Annotated in this window: 19 protein-coding genes; all 19 read left to right on the forward strand. The window is 62.3% G+C overall.

Features of this window, described 5'->3' with window-relative positions:
• The first annotated feature begins 72 nt into the window (after positions 1–72).
• The 19 genes from NUX07_RS09870 to NUX07_RS09960 all read left to right on the forward strand — a co-directional run bounded on the left by NUX07_RS09870 (position 73) and on the right by NUX07_RS09960 (position 15,789).
• The gene (locus NUX07_RS09870; protein WP_265530404.1) at positions 73–1,572 is read left to right on the forward strand and encodes a CoA-acylating methylmalonate-semialdehyde dehydrogenase; all 1,500 of its coding nucleotides are present in this window, start codon (positions 73–75) and stop codon (positions 1,570–1,572) included.
• 121 nt (positions 1,573–1,693) lie between these two features.
• On the forward strand, positions 1,694–2,083 hold the full coding sequence (locus NUX07_RS09875; protein WP_265530405.1) for a RidA family protein: 390 nt from the start codon (positions 1,694–1,696) through the stop codon (positions 2,081–2,083).
• Entirely contained in the window at positions 2,076–2,549 is a 474-nt protein-coding gene (locus tag NUX07_RS09880) for a hypothetical protein (protein ID WP_265530406.1), read from the forward strand. Before NUX07_RS09875 ends, NUX07_RS09880 begins: the two co-directional genes overlap by 8 nt.
• Positions 2,537–2,911, forward strand: a complete 375-nt coding sequence (locus tag NUX07_RS09885; RefSeq protein ID WP_265530407.1) for a hypothetical protein — start codon at positions 2,537–2,539, stop codon at positions 2,909–2,911. Before NUX07_RS09880 ends, NUX07_RS09885 begins: the two co-directional genes overlap by 13 nt.
• 42 nt (positions 2,912–2,953) lie before the next feature.
• Positions 2,954–4,096 (forward strand): acyl-CoA dehydrogenase family protein, encoded by a 1,143-nt coding sequence (locus NUX07_RS09890; RefSeq protein WP_265530408.1) that lies wholly within the window; start codon positions 2,954–2,956, stop codon positions 4,094–4,096.
• Positions 4,097–4,101: 5 nt separating this feature from the next.
• A complete protein-coding gene (locus NUX07_RS09895) occupies positions 4,102–5,802 on the forward strand; it encodes a PHA/PHB synthase family protein (protein WP_265530409.1) in 1,701 nt (566 codons plus the stop codon).
• Positions 5,803–5,810: 8 nt separating this feature from the next.
• On the forward strand, positions 5,811–6,875 hold the full coding sequence (locus NUX07_RS09900) for an enoyl-CoA hydratase/isomerase family protein (RefSeq protein ID WP_265530790.1): 1,065 nt from the start codon (positions 5,811–5,813) through the stop codon (positions 6,873–6,875).
• 12 nt (positions 6,876–6,887) lie between these two features.
• A complete protein-coding gene (locus NUX07_RS09905) occupies positions 6,888–7,661 on the forward strand; it encodes an enoyl-CoA hydratase (protein WP_265530410.1) in 774 nt (257 codons plus the stop codon).
• Positions 7,662–7,672: 11 nt separating this feature from the next.
• Positions 7,673–8,572: a 3-hydroxyisobutyrate dehydrogenase gene (gene mmsB / locus NUX07_RS09910; RefSeq protein ID WP_265530411.1), complete on the forward strand. Its 900-nt coding sequence runs from the start codon at positions 7,673–7,675 to the stop codon at positions 8,570–8,572.
• A gap of 31 nt (positions 8,573–8,603) precedes the next feature.
• The gene (locus NUX07_RS09915; RefSeq protein WP_265530412.1) at positions 8,604–9,188 is read left to right on the forward strand and encodes a NifU family protein; all 585 of its coding nucleotides are present in this window, start codon (positions 8,604–8,606) and stop codon (positions 9,186–9,188) included.
• Positions 9,189–9,255: 67 nt separating this feature from the next.
• Positions 9,256–9,864 carry a tRNA (adenosine(37)-N6)-threonylcarbamoyltransferase complex dimerization subunit type 1 TsaB gene (gene tsaB, locus NUX07_RS09920; RefSeq protein WP_265530413.1) on the forward strand — a complete coding sequence of 203 codons (609 nt, stop codon included), beginning with the start codon at positions 9,256–9,258 and terminating at the stop codon, positions 9,862–9,864.
• Complete coding sequence (locus tag NUX07_RS09925; RefSeq protein ID WP_265530414.1) at positions 9,864–10,337, forward strand: GNAT family N-acetyltransferase; 474 nt, start codon at positions 9,864–9,866, stop codon at positions 10,335–10,337. The genes tsaB and NUX07_RS09925 overlap by 1 nt, the downstream gene beginning before the upstream one ends.
• Positions 10,338–10,435: 98 nt before the next feature.
• Positions 10,436–10,861: a MucR family transcriptional regulator gene (locus NUX07_RS09930; protein WP_265530415.1), complete on the forward strand. Its 426-nt coding sequence runs from the start codon at positions 10,436–10,438 to the stop codon at positions 10,859–10,861.
• An 88-nt stretch (positions 10,862–10,949) separates the two neighbouring features.
• The gene (locus NUX07_RS09935) at positions 10,950–11,378 is read left to right on the forward strand and encodes a Fur family transcriptional regulator (protein WP_265530416.1); all 429 of its coding nucleotides are present in this window, start codon (positions 10,950–10,952) and stop codon (positions 11,376–11,378) included.
• Positions 11,375–12,115 (forward strand): lysophospholipid acyltransferase family protein, encoded by a 741-nt coding sequence (locus tag NUX07_RS09940; protein WP_265530417.1) that lies wholly within the window; start codon positions 11,375–11,377, stop codon positions 12,113–12,115. Before NUX07_RS09935 ends, NUX07_RS09940 begins: the two co-directional genes overlap by 4 nt.
• Complete coding sequence (miaB, locus tag NUX07_RS09945) at positions 12,112–13,431, forward strand: tRNA (N6-isopentenyl adenosine(37)-C2)-methylthiotransferase MiaB (RefSeq protein ID WP_265530418.1); 1,320 nt, start codon at positions 12,112–12,114, stop codon at positions 13,429–13,431. The genes NUX07_RS09940 and miaB overlap by 4 nt, the downstream gene beginning before the upstream one ends.
• On the forward strand, positions 13,431–14,420 hold the full coding sequence (locus NUX07_RS09950) for a PhoH family protein (RefSeq protein ID WP_265530419.1): 990 nt from the start codon (positions 13,431–13,433) through the stop codon (positions 14,418–14,420). Before miaB ends, NUX07_RS09950 begins: the two co-directional genes overlap by 1 nt.
• Entirely contained in the window at positions 14,417–14,914 is a 498-nt protein-coding gene (gene ybeY / locus NUX07_RS09955; RefSeq protein ID WP_265530420.1) for an rRNA maturation RNase YbeY, read from the forward strand. The genes NUX07_RS09950 and ybeY overlap by 4 nt, the downstream gene beginning before the upstream one ends.
• The gene (locus NUX07_RS09960) at positions 14,914–15,789 is read left to right on the forward strand and encodes a hemolysin family protein (RefSeq protein WP_265530421.1); all 876 of its coding nucleotides are present in this window, start codon (positions 14,914–14,916) and stop codon (positions 15,787–15,789) included. The genes ybeY and NUX07_RS09960 overlap by 1 nt, the downstream gene beginning before the upstream one ends.
• Positions 15,790–15,800: the final 11 nt, after the last annotated feature.

Raw genomic sequence — 15,800 nt, forward strand, 5'->3', positions numbered from 1 at the left:
GCTTGAACTGGCATGTTGCTCGTGCGTTGGCTAGGGGAAGGCCGAAAATCGAATCTAGGAGTGTCTTTTTCCATGCGCAGCATCGACCATTTCATCAATGGCAGCCACGTCGGCGGTTCGTCCCGCCAGCACCCGATCTGGAACCCGTCCGAAGGCAAGCAGCAGGCCGAAGTCGGCCTTGGCGATGCCGATCTGCTGAACAAGGCCGTCGACGCCGCCAAAGCCGCGCAGCCCGCCTGGGCCGCGACCAACCCGCAAAAGCGCGCGCGCGTTTTTTTCAAGTTCAAGGAGCTCGTCGAAGCGCATATGGACGAGCTCGCCGAGCTGCTGTCGAGCGAGCATGGCAAGGTCATCGCCGATGCGAAGGGCGATGTGCAGCGCGGGCTCGACGTCATCGAATTTTGCTGCGGCATCCCGCATTTGCTCAAAGGCGAATATACGCAGGGCGCGGGCCCGGGCATCGATGTCTATTCGATGCGCCAGCCGCTCGGCATCGGTGCGGGTATCACGCCGTTCAACTTCCCCGCGATGATCCCGATGTGGATGTTCGGCCCCGCCATCGCGGTCGGCAACGCCTTCATCCTCAAGCCTAGCGAAAAAGACCCCAGCGTCCCGATGCGGCTTGCTGAACTGATGAAGGAAGCGGGCCTGCCCGATGGCATCCTCAATGTCGTGCATGGCGACAAGGAAATGGTCGATGCGATCATCGAGCATCCCGACATCAAGGGCATCAGCTTCGTTGGCTCCTCAGCGATTGCCGAATACATTTATTCAGGTGGCACGCGGAACGGGAAACGCGTCCAGGCCTTTGGCGGGGCAAAGAATCACGGCGTCGTCCTTCCCGATGCCGATCTCGACCAGGTCGTCAACGATCTCACCGGCGCGGCTTTTGGCTCGGCGGGCGAACGCTGCATGGCGCTCCCGGTCGTCGTCCCCGTCGGCGAAGACACGGCCGAACGGCTGCGCGAAAAGCTGATCCCTGCAATCAACGGGCTGCAGGTTGGTGTGTCGACCGATCCCGACGCGCATTACGGCCCCGTGGTGACCGAACAGCACAAGCAGACGGTCGAAAACTGGATCGCCAAGTGCGAAGCCGAGGGCGGCGAGCTGGTCATCGACGGGCGCGGGCTCGAACTGCAGGGCACTGACGGCTGGTTCGTCGGCCCGACGCTATTCGATCACGTGAAGCCCGACTTCGAAAGCTACAAGGAAGAGATTTTCGGTCCCGTCCTGCAGATGGTGCGCGCGGACAGCTTTGATGAAGCCGTGCGCCTGCCGAGCGACCACCAGTATGGTAACGGCGTCGCAATCTTCACCCGCAACGGCCACGCCGCGCGCGAATTCGCGGCGCGCGTCAATGTCGGCATGGTCGGCGTCAACGTGCCCATCCCGGTGCCCGTCAGCTATCACACCTTTGGCGGCTGGAAGCGCTCGGGCTTTGGCGACATCGACCAGCACGGCCCCGACGGCATTCGATTCTGGACCAAGGCCAAGAAGGTCACCCAGCGCTGGCCCGACGGCTCGGCGGCCGGTGACCATAAAGAAGCGTTCGTCATCCCGACGATGGGGTGAGCGACAAAAGCCGTCCGGGGGACGGCTTTTTCGCGAACCACCGATTGGTCTCAGGAGACCAATCGGGGCGGGAAGCAAATGACTCGCGGCGCTGCCGCTTCATCTTGTATGCGGTAAGGCCATGACCAAGAAGCACGCCCACGGCACCTCGCCCTACGAGGCCAAATACGGCTTCAGCCGCGCTGTTCGCAAGGGCGACCGGATTGTCGTCGCTGGCACCGGGCCGGTCGAGGAAGACGGCTCCTCCACCCCCGGCGATGCTGCCGCGCAGACCCGTCGCTGCTTCGAGATTGCGGTGAAGGCCATCGAGGAGCTAGGCGGCAGCGCTGCCGACGTCGTGCGCACGCGCATGTTCATCACCGATCCCGCCGATGGCGACTCCATTGGGGAGGTCCATGCCGAATTTTTTGGTGACACGCGCCCGGCTGCGACGATGGTAGTCGTTGCCAGCCTTCTCCGGGAGGAATGGCGAGTCGAAATCGAAGCGGAGGCGTTAGTAGAGAATGAATAGAACAATCTTGCTGGCGGCTTTGCCGCTAATCACGCTCGGCGCCTGCGCCGATCAGGAGGCTGGGCCTGAAAACGAGCTGTCGATCGAAGATTCGTTGCCCGCCGACTCCTCCCCTTCGATGGAAAACCGCCTCGAACAAACCGCCGAAGCGACCATCCCTGCACTATTGCAGGGTATATGGGGCCTGACCCCCAATGACTGCGACGCGACGCGCGGCGATGCCAAGGGAAGAATGGAAATCGGACCGCGCAGCATTCGCTTCTATGAATCTTCGGCGGCCTTGGTTGAGGTTGAAGAGATAGACGAGGGTCGTCTTGTCGCCGCGTTCGACTTTGCCGGCGAGGGCGAACGCTGGAGCCGGACAATCACGCTCGATGCGCAGGCGGATGGCCAGAGCCTGACGCGGCGCGACAGCGGTGACCCGCAAATGCCCACCGCGCTGGAATACAACAAGTGCCCCGGCTGATCCTGCTGCCTTTGGCCTTGCTGGCAGCCTGCGGCGAAGAAGCGGGCCGCGAAGAGGCTTTGGTCGAAGGCATGCATGACCTTACGGACCGCTCGGCGCTTGCGGCGCATGTCGGCGCCTACGCCGTCACCGCTGCCGACTGCAGCACCGACAATCTTTACATGGACGAAATGATCGAGGTGACCGATGTCGGCTTCGCCTATCGCGGCGAATTGCTGACGCTGGCCGAAATCATCGATGACGACAGCTTTCGCTTCACGGCGCCCGATGGCGCTGCCGAGCGCGTCGATTTCGAAGCCGGCAATCTGGTGCGCTGGCCCGACGACCGCTCCGCCCGCACCGTTTACCTGCCCTGCCCCTAATCCTTATTCACTTCGCTCCGGCGCGGTGTTAGTGGCGCGCCCATGACCCAATTCGACCTTACCGACGATCAACGCCAGATCTTCGAAATGGCGCAGAAATTCACCGCCGACGAGATCACCCCGCACGCCGCAAAGTGGGACGAGGAACATATCTTCCCCGTCGACGCGATCCGGCAGGCTGCCGAGCTCGGGTTCGGCGCAATTTACGTTTCGGAAGAAGGCGGCGGGATCGGCCTTGGCCGTCTCGAGGCCGCGCTGATCATGGAAGCCATGGCCTATGGCTGCCCTTCGACCAGCGCCTTCATCTCGATCCACAATATGTGCGCCTGGATGATCGACCGCTTCGGCGACGATGCGCTGAAAGAGAAATATCTCCCCAGCCTGATCCCGATGGAACAGATGGCGAGCTATTGCCTTACCGAACCCTCGTCGGGCTCGGACGCTTCCGCGCTCAAGACTAAGGCGGTGCTCGACGGCGACCATTATGTCGTCTCGGGCTCGAAGGCGTTCATCTCTGGCGGCGGTAAGAACGAGATCTACGTCGTGATGACCCGGACCGGCGAGCCGGGACCCAAGGGCATCACCGCGCTCGTCATCGAAAAGGGCATGGAAGGCGTCTCCTTCGGCGCCAACGAAAAGAAACTCGGCTGGCATTCGCAGCCCACCGCGCAGGTCAATTTCGACAGCGTCCGCGTGCCCGTCTCCAACCGTCTCGGCGGCGAGGGCGAGGGCTTTCGCATGGCGATGATGGGCTTGGACGGCGGTCGCCTAAATATCGGTGCCTGCTCGCTTGGCGGGGCGCAGCGCTGTCTCGACGAGGCAATCAATTACACCAAGGATCGCCACCAGTTCGGCAAGGCGATCGCCGACTTCCAGAACACCCAGTTCATGCTGGCGGACATGGAAACCGAACTGCAGGCCGCGCGCACGCTTCTCTATGCGGCTGCGGTGAAAGTGACCGAGAATGCGCCCGACAAGACCAAGTTTGCCGCGATGGCCAAGCGACTTGCCACCGATACCGGATCCTCGGTCGTCGATCGCGCACTGCAGCTGCACGGCGGCTATGGCTACTTGCAGGATTACCCGATCGAGCGCTTCTGGCGCGACCTTCGCGTTCATTCGATCCTCGAGGGCACCAACCAGGTCATGCGGCTGATCGTCAGCCGCGAAATGCTCAGGCAGTAGCTGTCATGAACGAGACGATGACCGATATCGCGCGCCAGATGGCGGCGGCGGCCGACGCCATGATGGCGCAGACGGGCGTCAAGCGCCCTACCCTGCCCTTCGATCCGTTCGCCATTGCGGAGGCCAGCGGCAAGATGGCGATGAGCCTCGCCGCGCGCCCCGCCGATCTGATGGCGATCCAGATGAACGCCGCGCAGCAATGGGGCGAATTCTGGCAGAAGACGCTATCCAACGAGCCCGGCGAAGCCCCGCGCGACCGCCGCTTCCGTGGCAGCGACTGGCAAGACGATCCCTTTTACCGCGCGCTTCGCGATGCATATTTGCTGGCGTCCGAACAGATGCGCGACATCGTCGGCCTGGCCGATGGCGACGAAAAGGCACAGGCGATGAGCCGCTTCCTGCTCGACCAGTATCTGAACGCCATTTCGCCCGCCAACTACGCCATAACCAATCCCGACGTGGTCCAGCGCACGGTAGAGACCAAGGGTGCCAACCTCGTCGGCGGCTTCGCCAACTTCCTCGAGGACGCAATGAGCGGCAAGGGCATCGTCCAGCGCCGCAGCGATCCCGATGCCTTCGAGAAGGGCAAGACGATCGCCGCCACCCCCGGTGAAATCGTGTTCGAAAACGAACTGTTCCAGCTGATCCAGTATAGGCCGGCCACCGAAAAGGTCGCTGCCGAGCCGTTGCTCTACGTGCCGCCGCTGGTGAACCGCTATTACATGATCGACCTCGATCCCTCGCAGTCGTTCGTGAAATGGCTGGTCGAAGAAGGGCGCACCGTCTTCGTCATCAGCTGGGTCAATCCGGGCGAGGAATTGGCCGACAAAGGCGTCGAAGACTATGTTCTCAATGGCATCGTCACGGCTGCCGAGACGGTCAAGAAGCGCACCGGCGAAGCGCCCGACCTGTTCAGCTTCTGCCTCGGCGGCACGCTGGTCGCCATCGCGCTCGCCTATCTCGCCGCCGAGAAGCGCGCCGACCTCGTCAACAGCGCCACGCTGATCGGCAGCCTCGTCGATTTTTCCGACATGCGCGACTGGTCGGCCTTCGTCCACGAAGGGCATCTCGACGCGCTCGAAGATCACCTCGCCCAGCAGGGCTTTATCGACAGCCTGGAACTGCAGCGCCTGTTTGCGGCGATGCGCGCCAACGACCTTATCTGGTCGAGCGTGATCAACCACTATCTCCTCGACAAGCCCGCCCCGCCGAGCGACCTGCTCTATTGGTTCGAAGATGGCGCGCGCATTCCGGCGGCGTTCCTCAAGAGCTACAACCGCGATCTCCTGCACGACAACAAGTTGGCCGAACCGGCGGGCTTCGAAGTCGGCGGCGTTCCCATCGATCTTGCCAAGATCGAGACGCCGATGATGGTCATCGCGCTGAAGGACGATCACGTGTCGGCGTGGGACGCGGTCTATCGCGGCGCCCGCAACATGGGGGCCGAATTCATTCTTGGCGGTTCGGGCCATAATGCGGGCGTCATCAATCCGCCCCATCGCAACAAGCACGGCTTCTGGACCGGCGGAAAGAAACTCCCGGAAAGCGCCGATGCATGGCTCGAAAAGGCCAAGCAGCATGACGGCAGCTGGTGGCCGCACTGGACCGGCTGGCTCGACAGCAAGGGTAGCGGCAAGAAGGTCGCCGCCCGCAAGATCAAGGACGGGATCGAACCTGCCCCCGGCCGCTACGCGATGATGCCATAATGGATGCCATGACCACCGAAAAAGACGTACTGACGTACAAGCAAGGCGCCGCCGGCCGCCTTCGCCTCAATCGCCCCAAGGCCATCCATGCGCTGACCCGCGAGATGTGTCTCGACATGACCGCTGCGCTCGAAGAATGGCGCGACGACCCCGAGGTGCGGATCATCCTGATCGACCATGCCGAAGGCCGCGGGTTTTGCGCCGGCGGCGATGTGGTCAGCATCGTCAAGTCGGTCGAAGGCCAGGGCCGCGCCGCGCGTGCCTTCTTCGCCGACGAATATCGCTTGAACCACCTTGAGTATACGTACCGCAAGCCGGGCGTCGCTTTCATGGACGGCATCACGATGGGCGGCGGCGTCGGGATCGCCTGTCCCTGCCGCTACCGCGTCGCGACCGAAAACACCGTCTTCGCGATGCCCGAAACCACGATCGGAATTTTCCCCGATGTCGGCGGCGGGCGTTACCTGTCGCGCTTGCGCGGCCGCCTCGCCCAGTTCCTGGCGCTCACAGGCGCGCGGCTTGATGGTGCCGAATGCAAGGCGCTGCGCCTTGCCACCCATTACATCCCGTCCGAGCGCCTCGAAGACGTGAAGAAGGCGATCATGGACGATCCCTACCGCGTCCAGGCGATCCTCGATGAACATGCCGAACCCGACCCGCCTGAAGCGCGGATCATGGGCAACCTCGACAAGATCAACGCGTATTTCGCGTCGGACGAACTCGAGGAGATCCTCGCAGCGCTCGATGCCGGCGCAGCCGATGGCGATGAATGGGCAGCGGCGGAAGCCGCGACTTTGCGCACCAAGTCGCCGATGGCCTGCAAGGTCAGCCTAAAACTGCTGACCGAGAGCCCCAAACAGCTCCATTTCGTCGACGAGATGGAGATGGAATACGGTATCATGGTGCGCCTGATCTATCACCCCGATTTCGCGGAAGGCGTGCGCGCCCTGCTGATCGAGAAAGACAAGAAACCGCAATGGCAACCGTCCGATCCCGCGGACATCAGCGAAGAAGAGGTTGATGCCTTCTTCGAGCCGCTGCCCGCGGATGAAAAATGGACGCCGCTGGACTAGGAGCAAATGCGCATGAGCTACGAAACCATCCTCGTCGAACAGAAGGGTGCCGTCACCCTCGTCACGTTGAACCGCCCCAAGGCATTGAATGCGCTTAACAGCCAAGTGCTGTCCGAACTGCAGGACGCGTTCGCCGCGTACGATGCCGATGACAGCCAGCGCTGCCTCGTCCTTACGGGTTCCGAAAAGGCCTTTGCCGCAGGCGCCGACATCAAGGAAATGCAGGACCAGTCCTTTGCCGACATGTATAAGTCGGACTTCTTCAAGGGCTGGGAAAAGATCACCGCGACGCGCAAGCCATGGATCGCCGCGGTCGCAGGCTATGCGCTGGGCGGCGGGTGCGAAGTCACCATGATGGCTGATTTCATCATCGCCGCCGACACCGCCAAGTTCGGCCAGCCCGAGATCAAGCTGGGCGTGACGCCCGGCATGGGCGGATCGCAGCGCCTCACGCACGCCATCGGCAAGGCGAAGGCCATGCACATGTGCCTGACGGGCGAGATGATGGGGGCGGAAGAAGCGCTGTCCTCGGGCCTCGTCGCCAAGGTCGTCCCCACCGACGATCTGATCGATGAAGCCATGAAGACTGCCGAGACCATCGCCTCGATGGCCCCGCTCGCCGCGATGGCGAACAAGGAAATGGTCAACGCCGCCTACGAAATGACGCTGGCCGAAGGCATCAACTTCGAACGCCGCCTCTTCCACGGCCTGTTCGGGACGCAGGACCAGAAAGAGGGTATGAAGGCCTTCGTGGAGAAACGCCCGGGCGAGTGGACGGGCAAGTAAGGAGAGCGATCATGTCGAAAGTCGCATTTATCGGGCTCGGCAACATGGGCGGCGGCATGGCCGCCAACCTCGTGAATGCCGGGCATGAGGTCGCAGCGTTCGATTTGTCCGAGGAAGCGCTCGATCGCGCCAAAGGCAATGGGTGCACCATTGCAAAAACCGCCGCCGACGCGGTCAAGGGCGCGGATGCGGTCGTCACGATGCTCCCTGCGGGCAAGCACGTCTCCTCCGTTTATGCCGAAAGCGTCATTCCGCATGCGAGCAAGGATGCGATCCTCATCGATTGTTCGACCATCGATGTCGCTACCGCACGCCAAGTCGCCAAGGATGCCGAAGCGGCTGGCCTCACCATGGTCGATGCTCCCGTCTCCGGCGGAATCGCTGCAGCCGATGGCGGCACGCTGACCTTCATGGTCGGCGGCAGCGCGGACGGTTTTGCCAAGGCACAGCTGATCCTCGATCCGATGGGCAAGGCGGTGATCCATGCCGGCGACGCCGGTTCGGGCCAGGCCGCCAAGATCTGCAACAACATGCTGCTCGGCGCCACGATGGTCGCCACCTGCGAGACCTTTGCGCTCGCCGAAGCGCTCGGTCTCGACCTGCAGACGTTCTACGACATTTCGAGCCAGGCCTCGGGCCAGAGCTGGTCGATGACGAGCTACTGCCCCGTCCCCGGTGTCGGCCCCGAAACGCCCGCCGATCATGACTATGACGGCGGGTTCGCCGCTGCGCTGATGCTCAAGGACTTGCGCCTGGCGATGCAGGCCGCCGACAATGCGGAAGCCTACACGCCGATGGGATCTGCGGCAGAAGAGCTTTATGCGCGGTTCGTGGACCTTGGCGGCGAGCGCAAGGACTTCTCGGGCATCATCAAGATGATCGACGATAGCTGGGATGACGACCAGGGTTGATCGCCTTCGCGCGCAACCCCACATCGGTATCATGCAAATCCATATCGAACAGACGCCCAATCCATCGACCCGCAAGTTCCTGCCGGGGCGCACCGTCATGGAAAGCGGGGGCCGCGATTTTCCCAGCTGGGAGGCCGCTGAAGCCAGCCCGCTCGCCGAAGCGCTGTTCGCCACGCACAATGTGGACGGAGTCTATTTCGGGCGTGATTTCGTCTCGGTCAGCGCCGCCCCGGGCGTCGAATGGCAAGTGCTCGAGCCGATGGTGCTCGAAATCCTGCTCGACCATTTCGTCACCGGCGCGCCGCTGTTCAAACCGGGCAAGGCCGATTTCGAGGTGGCCCCGCCGCCGATCGCCGATGATCTCGATTTCGAGGACGACCCGGCGGACGCCGAGATTATCGACCAGATCAAGGAATTGCTCGAAACGCGCGTCCGCCCCGCGGTGGCGCAGGATGGCGGCGACATCGTCTATCGCGGCTACAAGGACGGCAAGCTTTATCTTGTGATGCAGGGCGCGTGTGCCGGCTGCCCATCGAGCACGATTACCTTGAAAAATGGCATCGAAAGCCTCGTGAAGCACTACGTTCCCGAAGTGGAAACCGTCGAGGCCGTTTAAGCGCCAAAAACTTGCGCTTTTCTGCAATTTATGTCCCAATCCCGACTCGGGGACTGGAGAAGCACGCATGATCCTTGCGATCGACACGTCCACTGCTGCCTGCTCGACGGCGTTGTTCGGCGTCGACGGTGAACTCGTGGAGCGTCGACACGAGGTGATCGGACGCGGGCATGCCGAAAAGCTCGTCCCCATGATCGAAGATTTGCTGGGCAACCACGTGCCGACCCGGATCATCGTCGGAGTCGGCCCCGGCAGCTTCACCGGCATTCGCGTGGGCATTGCCGCTGCACAGGGAATGTCGATCGGCTGGTCGGTACCGCTGCATGGGATGAGCAGCCTTGCTTTGCTCGCCGCCGCGGCCGTGGGAACGGACAAGGTTGCCGCTGCGATGCAGGGCGGTCACGGCGAACTTTTCGTCCAGCAATTTACCTGCAAGCCACTCAAGCCCATCGCCGACCATCAAAGCCTCGCCCCGCCCGCCGCTGCGCGCGTTATCGATGCGGCGACCGTGGTTGGGCCGGGCGCGCAGGCGCTGGTCGATGCTCGCCACACGGGCGAAGCGTGGGATAATTATCCCGATGCGGCCAACGCGATGCACCTGCCTAAACCCCTGCGCAGCCTGCCCCCTAAACCGCTCTACGGGCGCCCGCCCGACGCCAAGCCGAAGGCCGCCTGATGGCGACGGCACCGCATCATGTCATGCTGCGCCGCGGCGGTTATGACGATCTCGATGCGGTGATGGTCGTCATGGAACGCGCCTTCGATCCGCATTACGGCGAAGCCTGGACCCGGTCGCAGTGCGCCGGCATCCTGCCGATGCTGGGCGTCAGCCTCGTCCTCGCCGAGGATGGCCCAACGCTGATAGGCTTTTCGCTCCACCGCACCATTTCCGACGAAGCCGAACTCATGCTGCTTGCTGTCGATCCGACGGCGCAGGGCCGCGGTATCGGGCGCATGTTGCTCGATCAATTCGCCGACGAGTGCGGGGAAAAGGGCGCGCACCGCCTCCACCTCGAAGTACGAGACGGCAACCCGGCGACCCACTTCTACGAAGCAGCCGGATACTGTGTCGCGGGCCGCCGTCGCCGCTATTATTGCGGTGACGAGGGCGATCGCCTCGATGCATTAACATATGTAAAGAATATCTAATTCTTTAACAGCCAACTTGAGCTTTTCTTGTTCTGCTCTTACGACGTTTCTCAGGCGTAAGAATTTAATGCTCATTCTGCTCGGGAAGACTCAACAACATGACAGATGAAACAATGATCGACGACACGCTGATCGCGTTGACCGCGGACATCGTGGCAGCCCACGTCTCCAACAACATGGTAGCAGTAGGCGACGTGCCGCAACTTATTGAAAACGTGCATAACAGCCTGTCCAAGCTGCATGGCGCTGCGGCCGAAGAAGAGAAGCCCGAACCGGCCGTCTCGATCCGTTCTTCGATCAAGCCCGATTACATCGTCTGCCTCGAAGACGGGAAGAAGCTGAAAATGCTCAAGCGTCACCTAATGACGCACTACAACATGACGCCCGACGAGTACCGCGCCAAATGGGGCCTGTCGCCCGATTACCCGATGGTCGCGCCCAACTATGCCGAACAGCGCCGCCAGCTTGCCAAGAAGATCGGATTGGGCACCAAGGCGAAGCGCGGCGGCCGCAAGAAGAAATAACTCAGATCGAATTTTTCACGGCAATAGGGGCGGGCAAATCGTTGCTCGCCCCTTTCCTTATGCCGCGTGTGACTATATCTCCGCCAACATGAGCGAACGAGTTATCGATGTCGAAGCGCTGTGCGCCGAAAAGGGCCTGCGCATTACCGACCAGCGCCGCACCATCGCCAAGGTGCTGAGCGAAGCCGACGATCATCCCGATGTCGACGCGCTGCACCGCCGTGCATCGCGCGTCGATCCCAACATCTCGATCGCGACCGTCTATCGCACCGTACGCCTGTTCGAAGAAGCGGGGATCCTCGAGCGCCATGAATTCGGTGATGGGCGTTCGCGCTATGAAGCGGCGACCGACGATCATCACGATCACCTCATCGACGTGGAAAGCGGCGAAGTCATCGAGTTTGTAGACGACGAACTCGAGGAACTGCAGAAGGTCATCGCCGAGCGGCTGGGTTATCGCCTCGTTGATCATCGCATGGAGATGTATGGCGTGAAGATCAAAAAGGACGGCGATTGATCCTCCTCGTCTTTCGGCTGGTCCTGCTGGCCGTTCTCCTTGCGCTTCTCATCATCCCGCACATCCTGTTCAAGGCGGTCACCGGCCGCGGTGCCGTCGGGCGGCTGTTTCTCAAGTGGGCAGCATGGATCATGGGTATCCGCGCCCGCCGGATCGGGCCTCCCCCGACTCCGCAGACGTTAATCGTCGCCAATCATGTCAGTTGGTTGGACATCTTGGTGCTCGGCGGAACGCTCGGCTGCGCGTTCGTAAGCAAGGATGAGGTCAAGAATAGCGCGTTCCTCAAATGGCTCGCCGACCAGCGCGAGACGCTCTATGTCGACCGCCAGGCGCGCCGCGATATTGCGCAGCAGGTCGCTGCCGTGCGCCGCCGTTTCGATCATTACCTGCCGCTCGCAGTCTTCCCTGAAGGCACCACCAATGACGGCACGAGCCTCGATCGCTTTCGCCCTGCCCTGTTCGGTGCAGTCATTCCCGCACCCGAAGGCGCCAGCCTCGTCCCCGTAGCGATCGACTATCGCGACGATGCGACCTTCGTTGCGTGGCATGGTGATGAGGGCGGGCTAGCCAACTTCAAGCGCATCCTGTCGCGCTGGAAGCCGATTCATGTCGATATCCGCATGCTCGAACCCCTCGACCTGTCGGAAGACCGCAAGCTGCTCGCCGCGCGCGCCAGCGCAGCGATTGCCGACGCGCTTGGTTTGGCCGCCCCCAACGACTATAGCCCCGCGCCATGACCAAAAGCTTTCGAATCAAGAGCTTCGGCTGCCAGATGAACGTCTATGACGGCGAGCGCATGGCCGAATTGCTTGGCGACAAAGGCATGACCGAGGCCAAGGACGGCGAAGATGCCGATCTGGTCGTCCTCAACACGTGCCATATCCGCGAAAAAGCCGCGGAAAAGGCCTATTCCGACGTCGGTCGACTGAAGAAAACCGATGGCACGCGCCCCATGATCGCGCTGGCCGGTTGTGTCGCGCAGGCCGAAGGCAGCGAGGCACAGCGCCGTTCGGACGCGATCGACATCGTGGTCGGCCCGCAAGCCTATCATCGCCTTCCCGAGCTCATTGAAGGTGCCTCGAAGGGCCTTCGCCCGGTCGATACCGACATGCCCGCCATCTCCAAGTTCGACGCCATGCCCGCACGCTCGAAGGTCGGCCCCAGCGCTTTCCTGACGGTGGCCGAAGGCTGCGACAAATTCTGCACCTACTGCGTCGTTCCCTACACCCGCGGCGCCGAAATCTCGCGTCCGTGGGCGGACATCGTTGCCGAAGCCGAAAGCCTCGTCGATCGCGGCGCGCGCGAAATCACGCTGCTCGGGCAAAACGTGTCGGCGTGGAGCGGCGAGAATGAAAAAGGCCAGACCGGCGGGCTCGAACTGCTGGTCCGCCGCCTTGCCAAAATCGATGGCCTTGAGCGCATTCGCTACACCACATCGCACCCGGCCGACATGGACGAGGGCCTGATCGCCGCACACGGCGAAGTGGACAAGCTGATGCCCTATCTCCATCTCCCTGTGCAGGCAGGCAGCGACCGCATTTTGAAGGCGATGAACCGTCACCACACGGCCGAAAGCTATCTCAAGCTGATCGAGCGCTTCCGTGCCGCGCGCCCCGACATGGCGATCAGCGGTGATTTCATCGTTGGCTTTCCGGGCGAAACCGATGCCGAATTCGAAGAAACGCTCGCTATCGTCGATGCGGTGCGATACGCTTCGGCTTATTCGTTCAAATATTCGCCGCGTCCGGGCACCCCCGCCGCGCAAATGGAGGACCAGATCGAGCCCGCAGTGATGGATGAGCGCCTGCAGCGCCTACAGTCCCGCATTTCCGCGCACAGCCTCGATTTCAACCGCTCAAAGGTCGGCGAAACGATGTCGATCCTTATCGAACGCCAAGGCAAACGCCCCGGTCAAATGATCGGCAAGTCACCCTGGCTGCAATCCGTTTTCGTCGAGACCGACGCCCCCATCGGCACGATGATCGACGTTAAAATCGAGCAGGCGCTGCCCAATAGCCTGGGCGGACGCCTGAAAGAGAAGGTTGCCGCCTGATGGCCAAGAATGCCGCTGCCGCTATCGAAGAAGGCGCAAGGCTCGAACTAGAGTTTGACCAGCCCTATCTGCTCGGGCCGCTCTTCGGCGAGTTCGACCGCCATCTCGTGATCATTGAGGATCGCCTCAACGTGAAGGTCGCGGCACGCGGCAACCGTGTCGCCATCCAGGGCGATCCCGAGGATACAGCGCGTGCGCGTGAAGTCCTGATCGGCCTCTACCAGCGGCTCGACCAGGGGCAGGATGTCGATGAGGAAGCGGTCGAGGCCGTCATTGGCATGGCCAGCCAGCCGCAATTGGACGGCATCGTGAACCAGGAAGTCGCCGACCCGCCCAAGGTGATGATCCGCACGCGCAAGAAGACGATCGTCCCGCGCTCTGCGACGCAGACCACCTACATGAAGGCGCTGGCCAAGCAGGACATGATCTTCGCGCTCGGCCCCGCGGGTACCGGCAAGACCTATCTCGCCGTCGCGCAGGCCGTCAGCCAGCTCATCACCGGCAGCGTCGAACGCCTCATCCTGTCGCGTCCTGCAGTCGAAGCCGGCGAACGCCTTGGCTTCCTGCCCGGCGACATGAAGGAAAAGGTCGATCCCTACCTGCGCCCGCTTTACGACGCGCTTTACGACATGCTCCCCGCCGAACAGGTCGAGCGCCGCATCGCGTCCGGCGAAATCGAGATCGCGCCGATCGCCTTCATGCGCGGTCGCACCCTGAACGACGCCGTCATCATCCTCGATGAAGCGCAGAACACCACGCCCGCGCAGATGAAGATGTTCCTTACGCGCTTCGGCATGCGCAGCCGCATGGTCATTTGCGGCGACCCCAAGCAGGTCGATCTTCCCGATCCCGGAATGAGCGGGCTTGCCGATGCGGTTTCCAAGCTCGAAGGCGTCGATGGCATCGCCATGGTGCGCTTCACCGGCGCCGATGTCGTGCGCCACCCTCTGGTCGGACGCATCGTCGATGCCTATGAAGGGCCATCATGACGCTAGAAATTGCGCTCGATTCCGAAGGGGAATGGGACAGTAGCGGCGGCCACTGGGCCGACCTCGCATTCAAAGCTTTCGCTGCCGCCATTGCGGAGAGTGCACACCCGCATATCGCAGACGTCGACGCCGAAGTCAGCCTGTCGCTGACCGATGACGAGACTGTGCGCGCGCTGAATGCACAGTGGCGCGGGAAAGATAAGCCGACCAACGTGTTGAGCTTCCCGATGCTCGACGACTTCGACCTTCCGGCAGATGGTCCGCCTGCAATGCTTGGCGATATCGCCATGGCCTACGAAACGTGCGCCCGCGAAGCGTCCGAAAAGGCGCTGCCGCTCGAAAATCATGCCGGCCATCTCATGGTGCACGGCATGCTCCACCTGCTTGGCCACGATCATCAGGACGATGAGATGGCCGAGGACATGGAGGCGCGCGAAGTCCGCGCCCTCGCCCGCATCGGCATCGCCGATCCCTATTTCGAAAGTGCCGCCTGATGGCCAGCCGCCCCGACGAACCCAACCGATTATGGCGCGGCATGCGCTCGCTGTTCCTCGGCGATGACGACAAGAGCCTGCGCGAGGAAATCGAGGAAGCGATCGACGAGGCCGATGCCGAACCGGTCAAGGTCGGCGACCTGTCGCCGCACGAGCGCCAGATGCTGCGCAACCTGCTGCATTTCGGTGATCGCACCGCGGGCGACATCTGCGTCCCGCGCGGTGAGATCGTGTCGGTCCAAAAGGACATCAGCTTCGAACAACTGGTCGAGGAGTTCGCTGAGGCCGAGCATAGCCGCCTTCCCGTCACTGGCGAGGGTCTCGATGACATTGTCGGCATGTTGCACATCAAGGACGTGTTCAAGGCCAAGCTGGGCAGCGCCAGTCGCGGTTTAGACGACATGCTGCGCGAACCGCTATTCGTGCCCGAATCGATGGGCGTCATCGATATTCTCGGCCGGATGCGCGCCGAGCGCGTCCATCTTGCCATCGTCGTCGACGAGTTTGGCGGCACCGAGGGCGTCGTCACGATCGAAGACGTCGTCGAGGAAATTGTCGGCGAGATCGAAGACGAGCATGACGAGATGGATTCCGAACCGCAACTCATCATGGTCGCGGACGGCATCTGGGACGCCGATGCGCGCGTCGAGATGGATGAAATTATCGAGAAGGTCGATGAAAAGCTCGCCTGGGAAGAAGACGATGTCGACACGATCGGAGGGCTCGCCTTCCTGCTGGCCGAACGCATCCTCGATCCCGGCGAAAGCGTAAGCCATCCCTCCGGCTGGCGGCTCGAATGCGTGGCCGCCGAGCAGCGCCGCGTCACGCGCATCCGCCTCCACGCGCCCGAAGAGGCGATGGACGAGGCCGAGTAATCAGTGGACCG

Origin of the sequence: Sphingomicrobium marinum (assembly GCF_026157105.1) — a bacterium.
GTDB classification, from domain to species: Bacteria; Pseudomonadota; Alphaproteobacteria; order Sphingomonadales; family Sphingomonadaceae; genus Sphingomicrobium; species Sphingomicrobium marinum.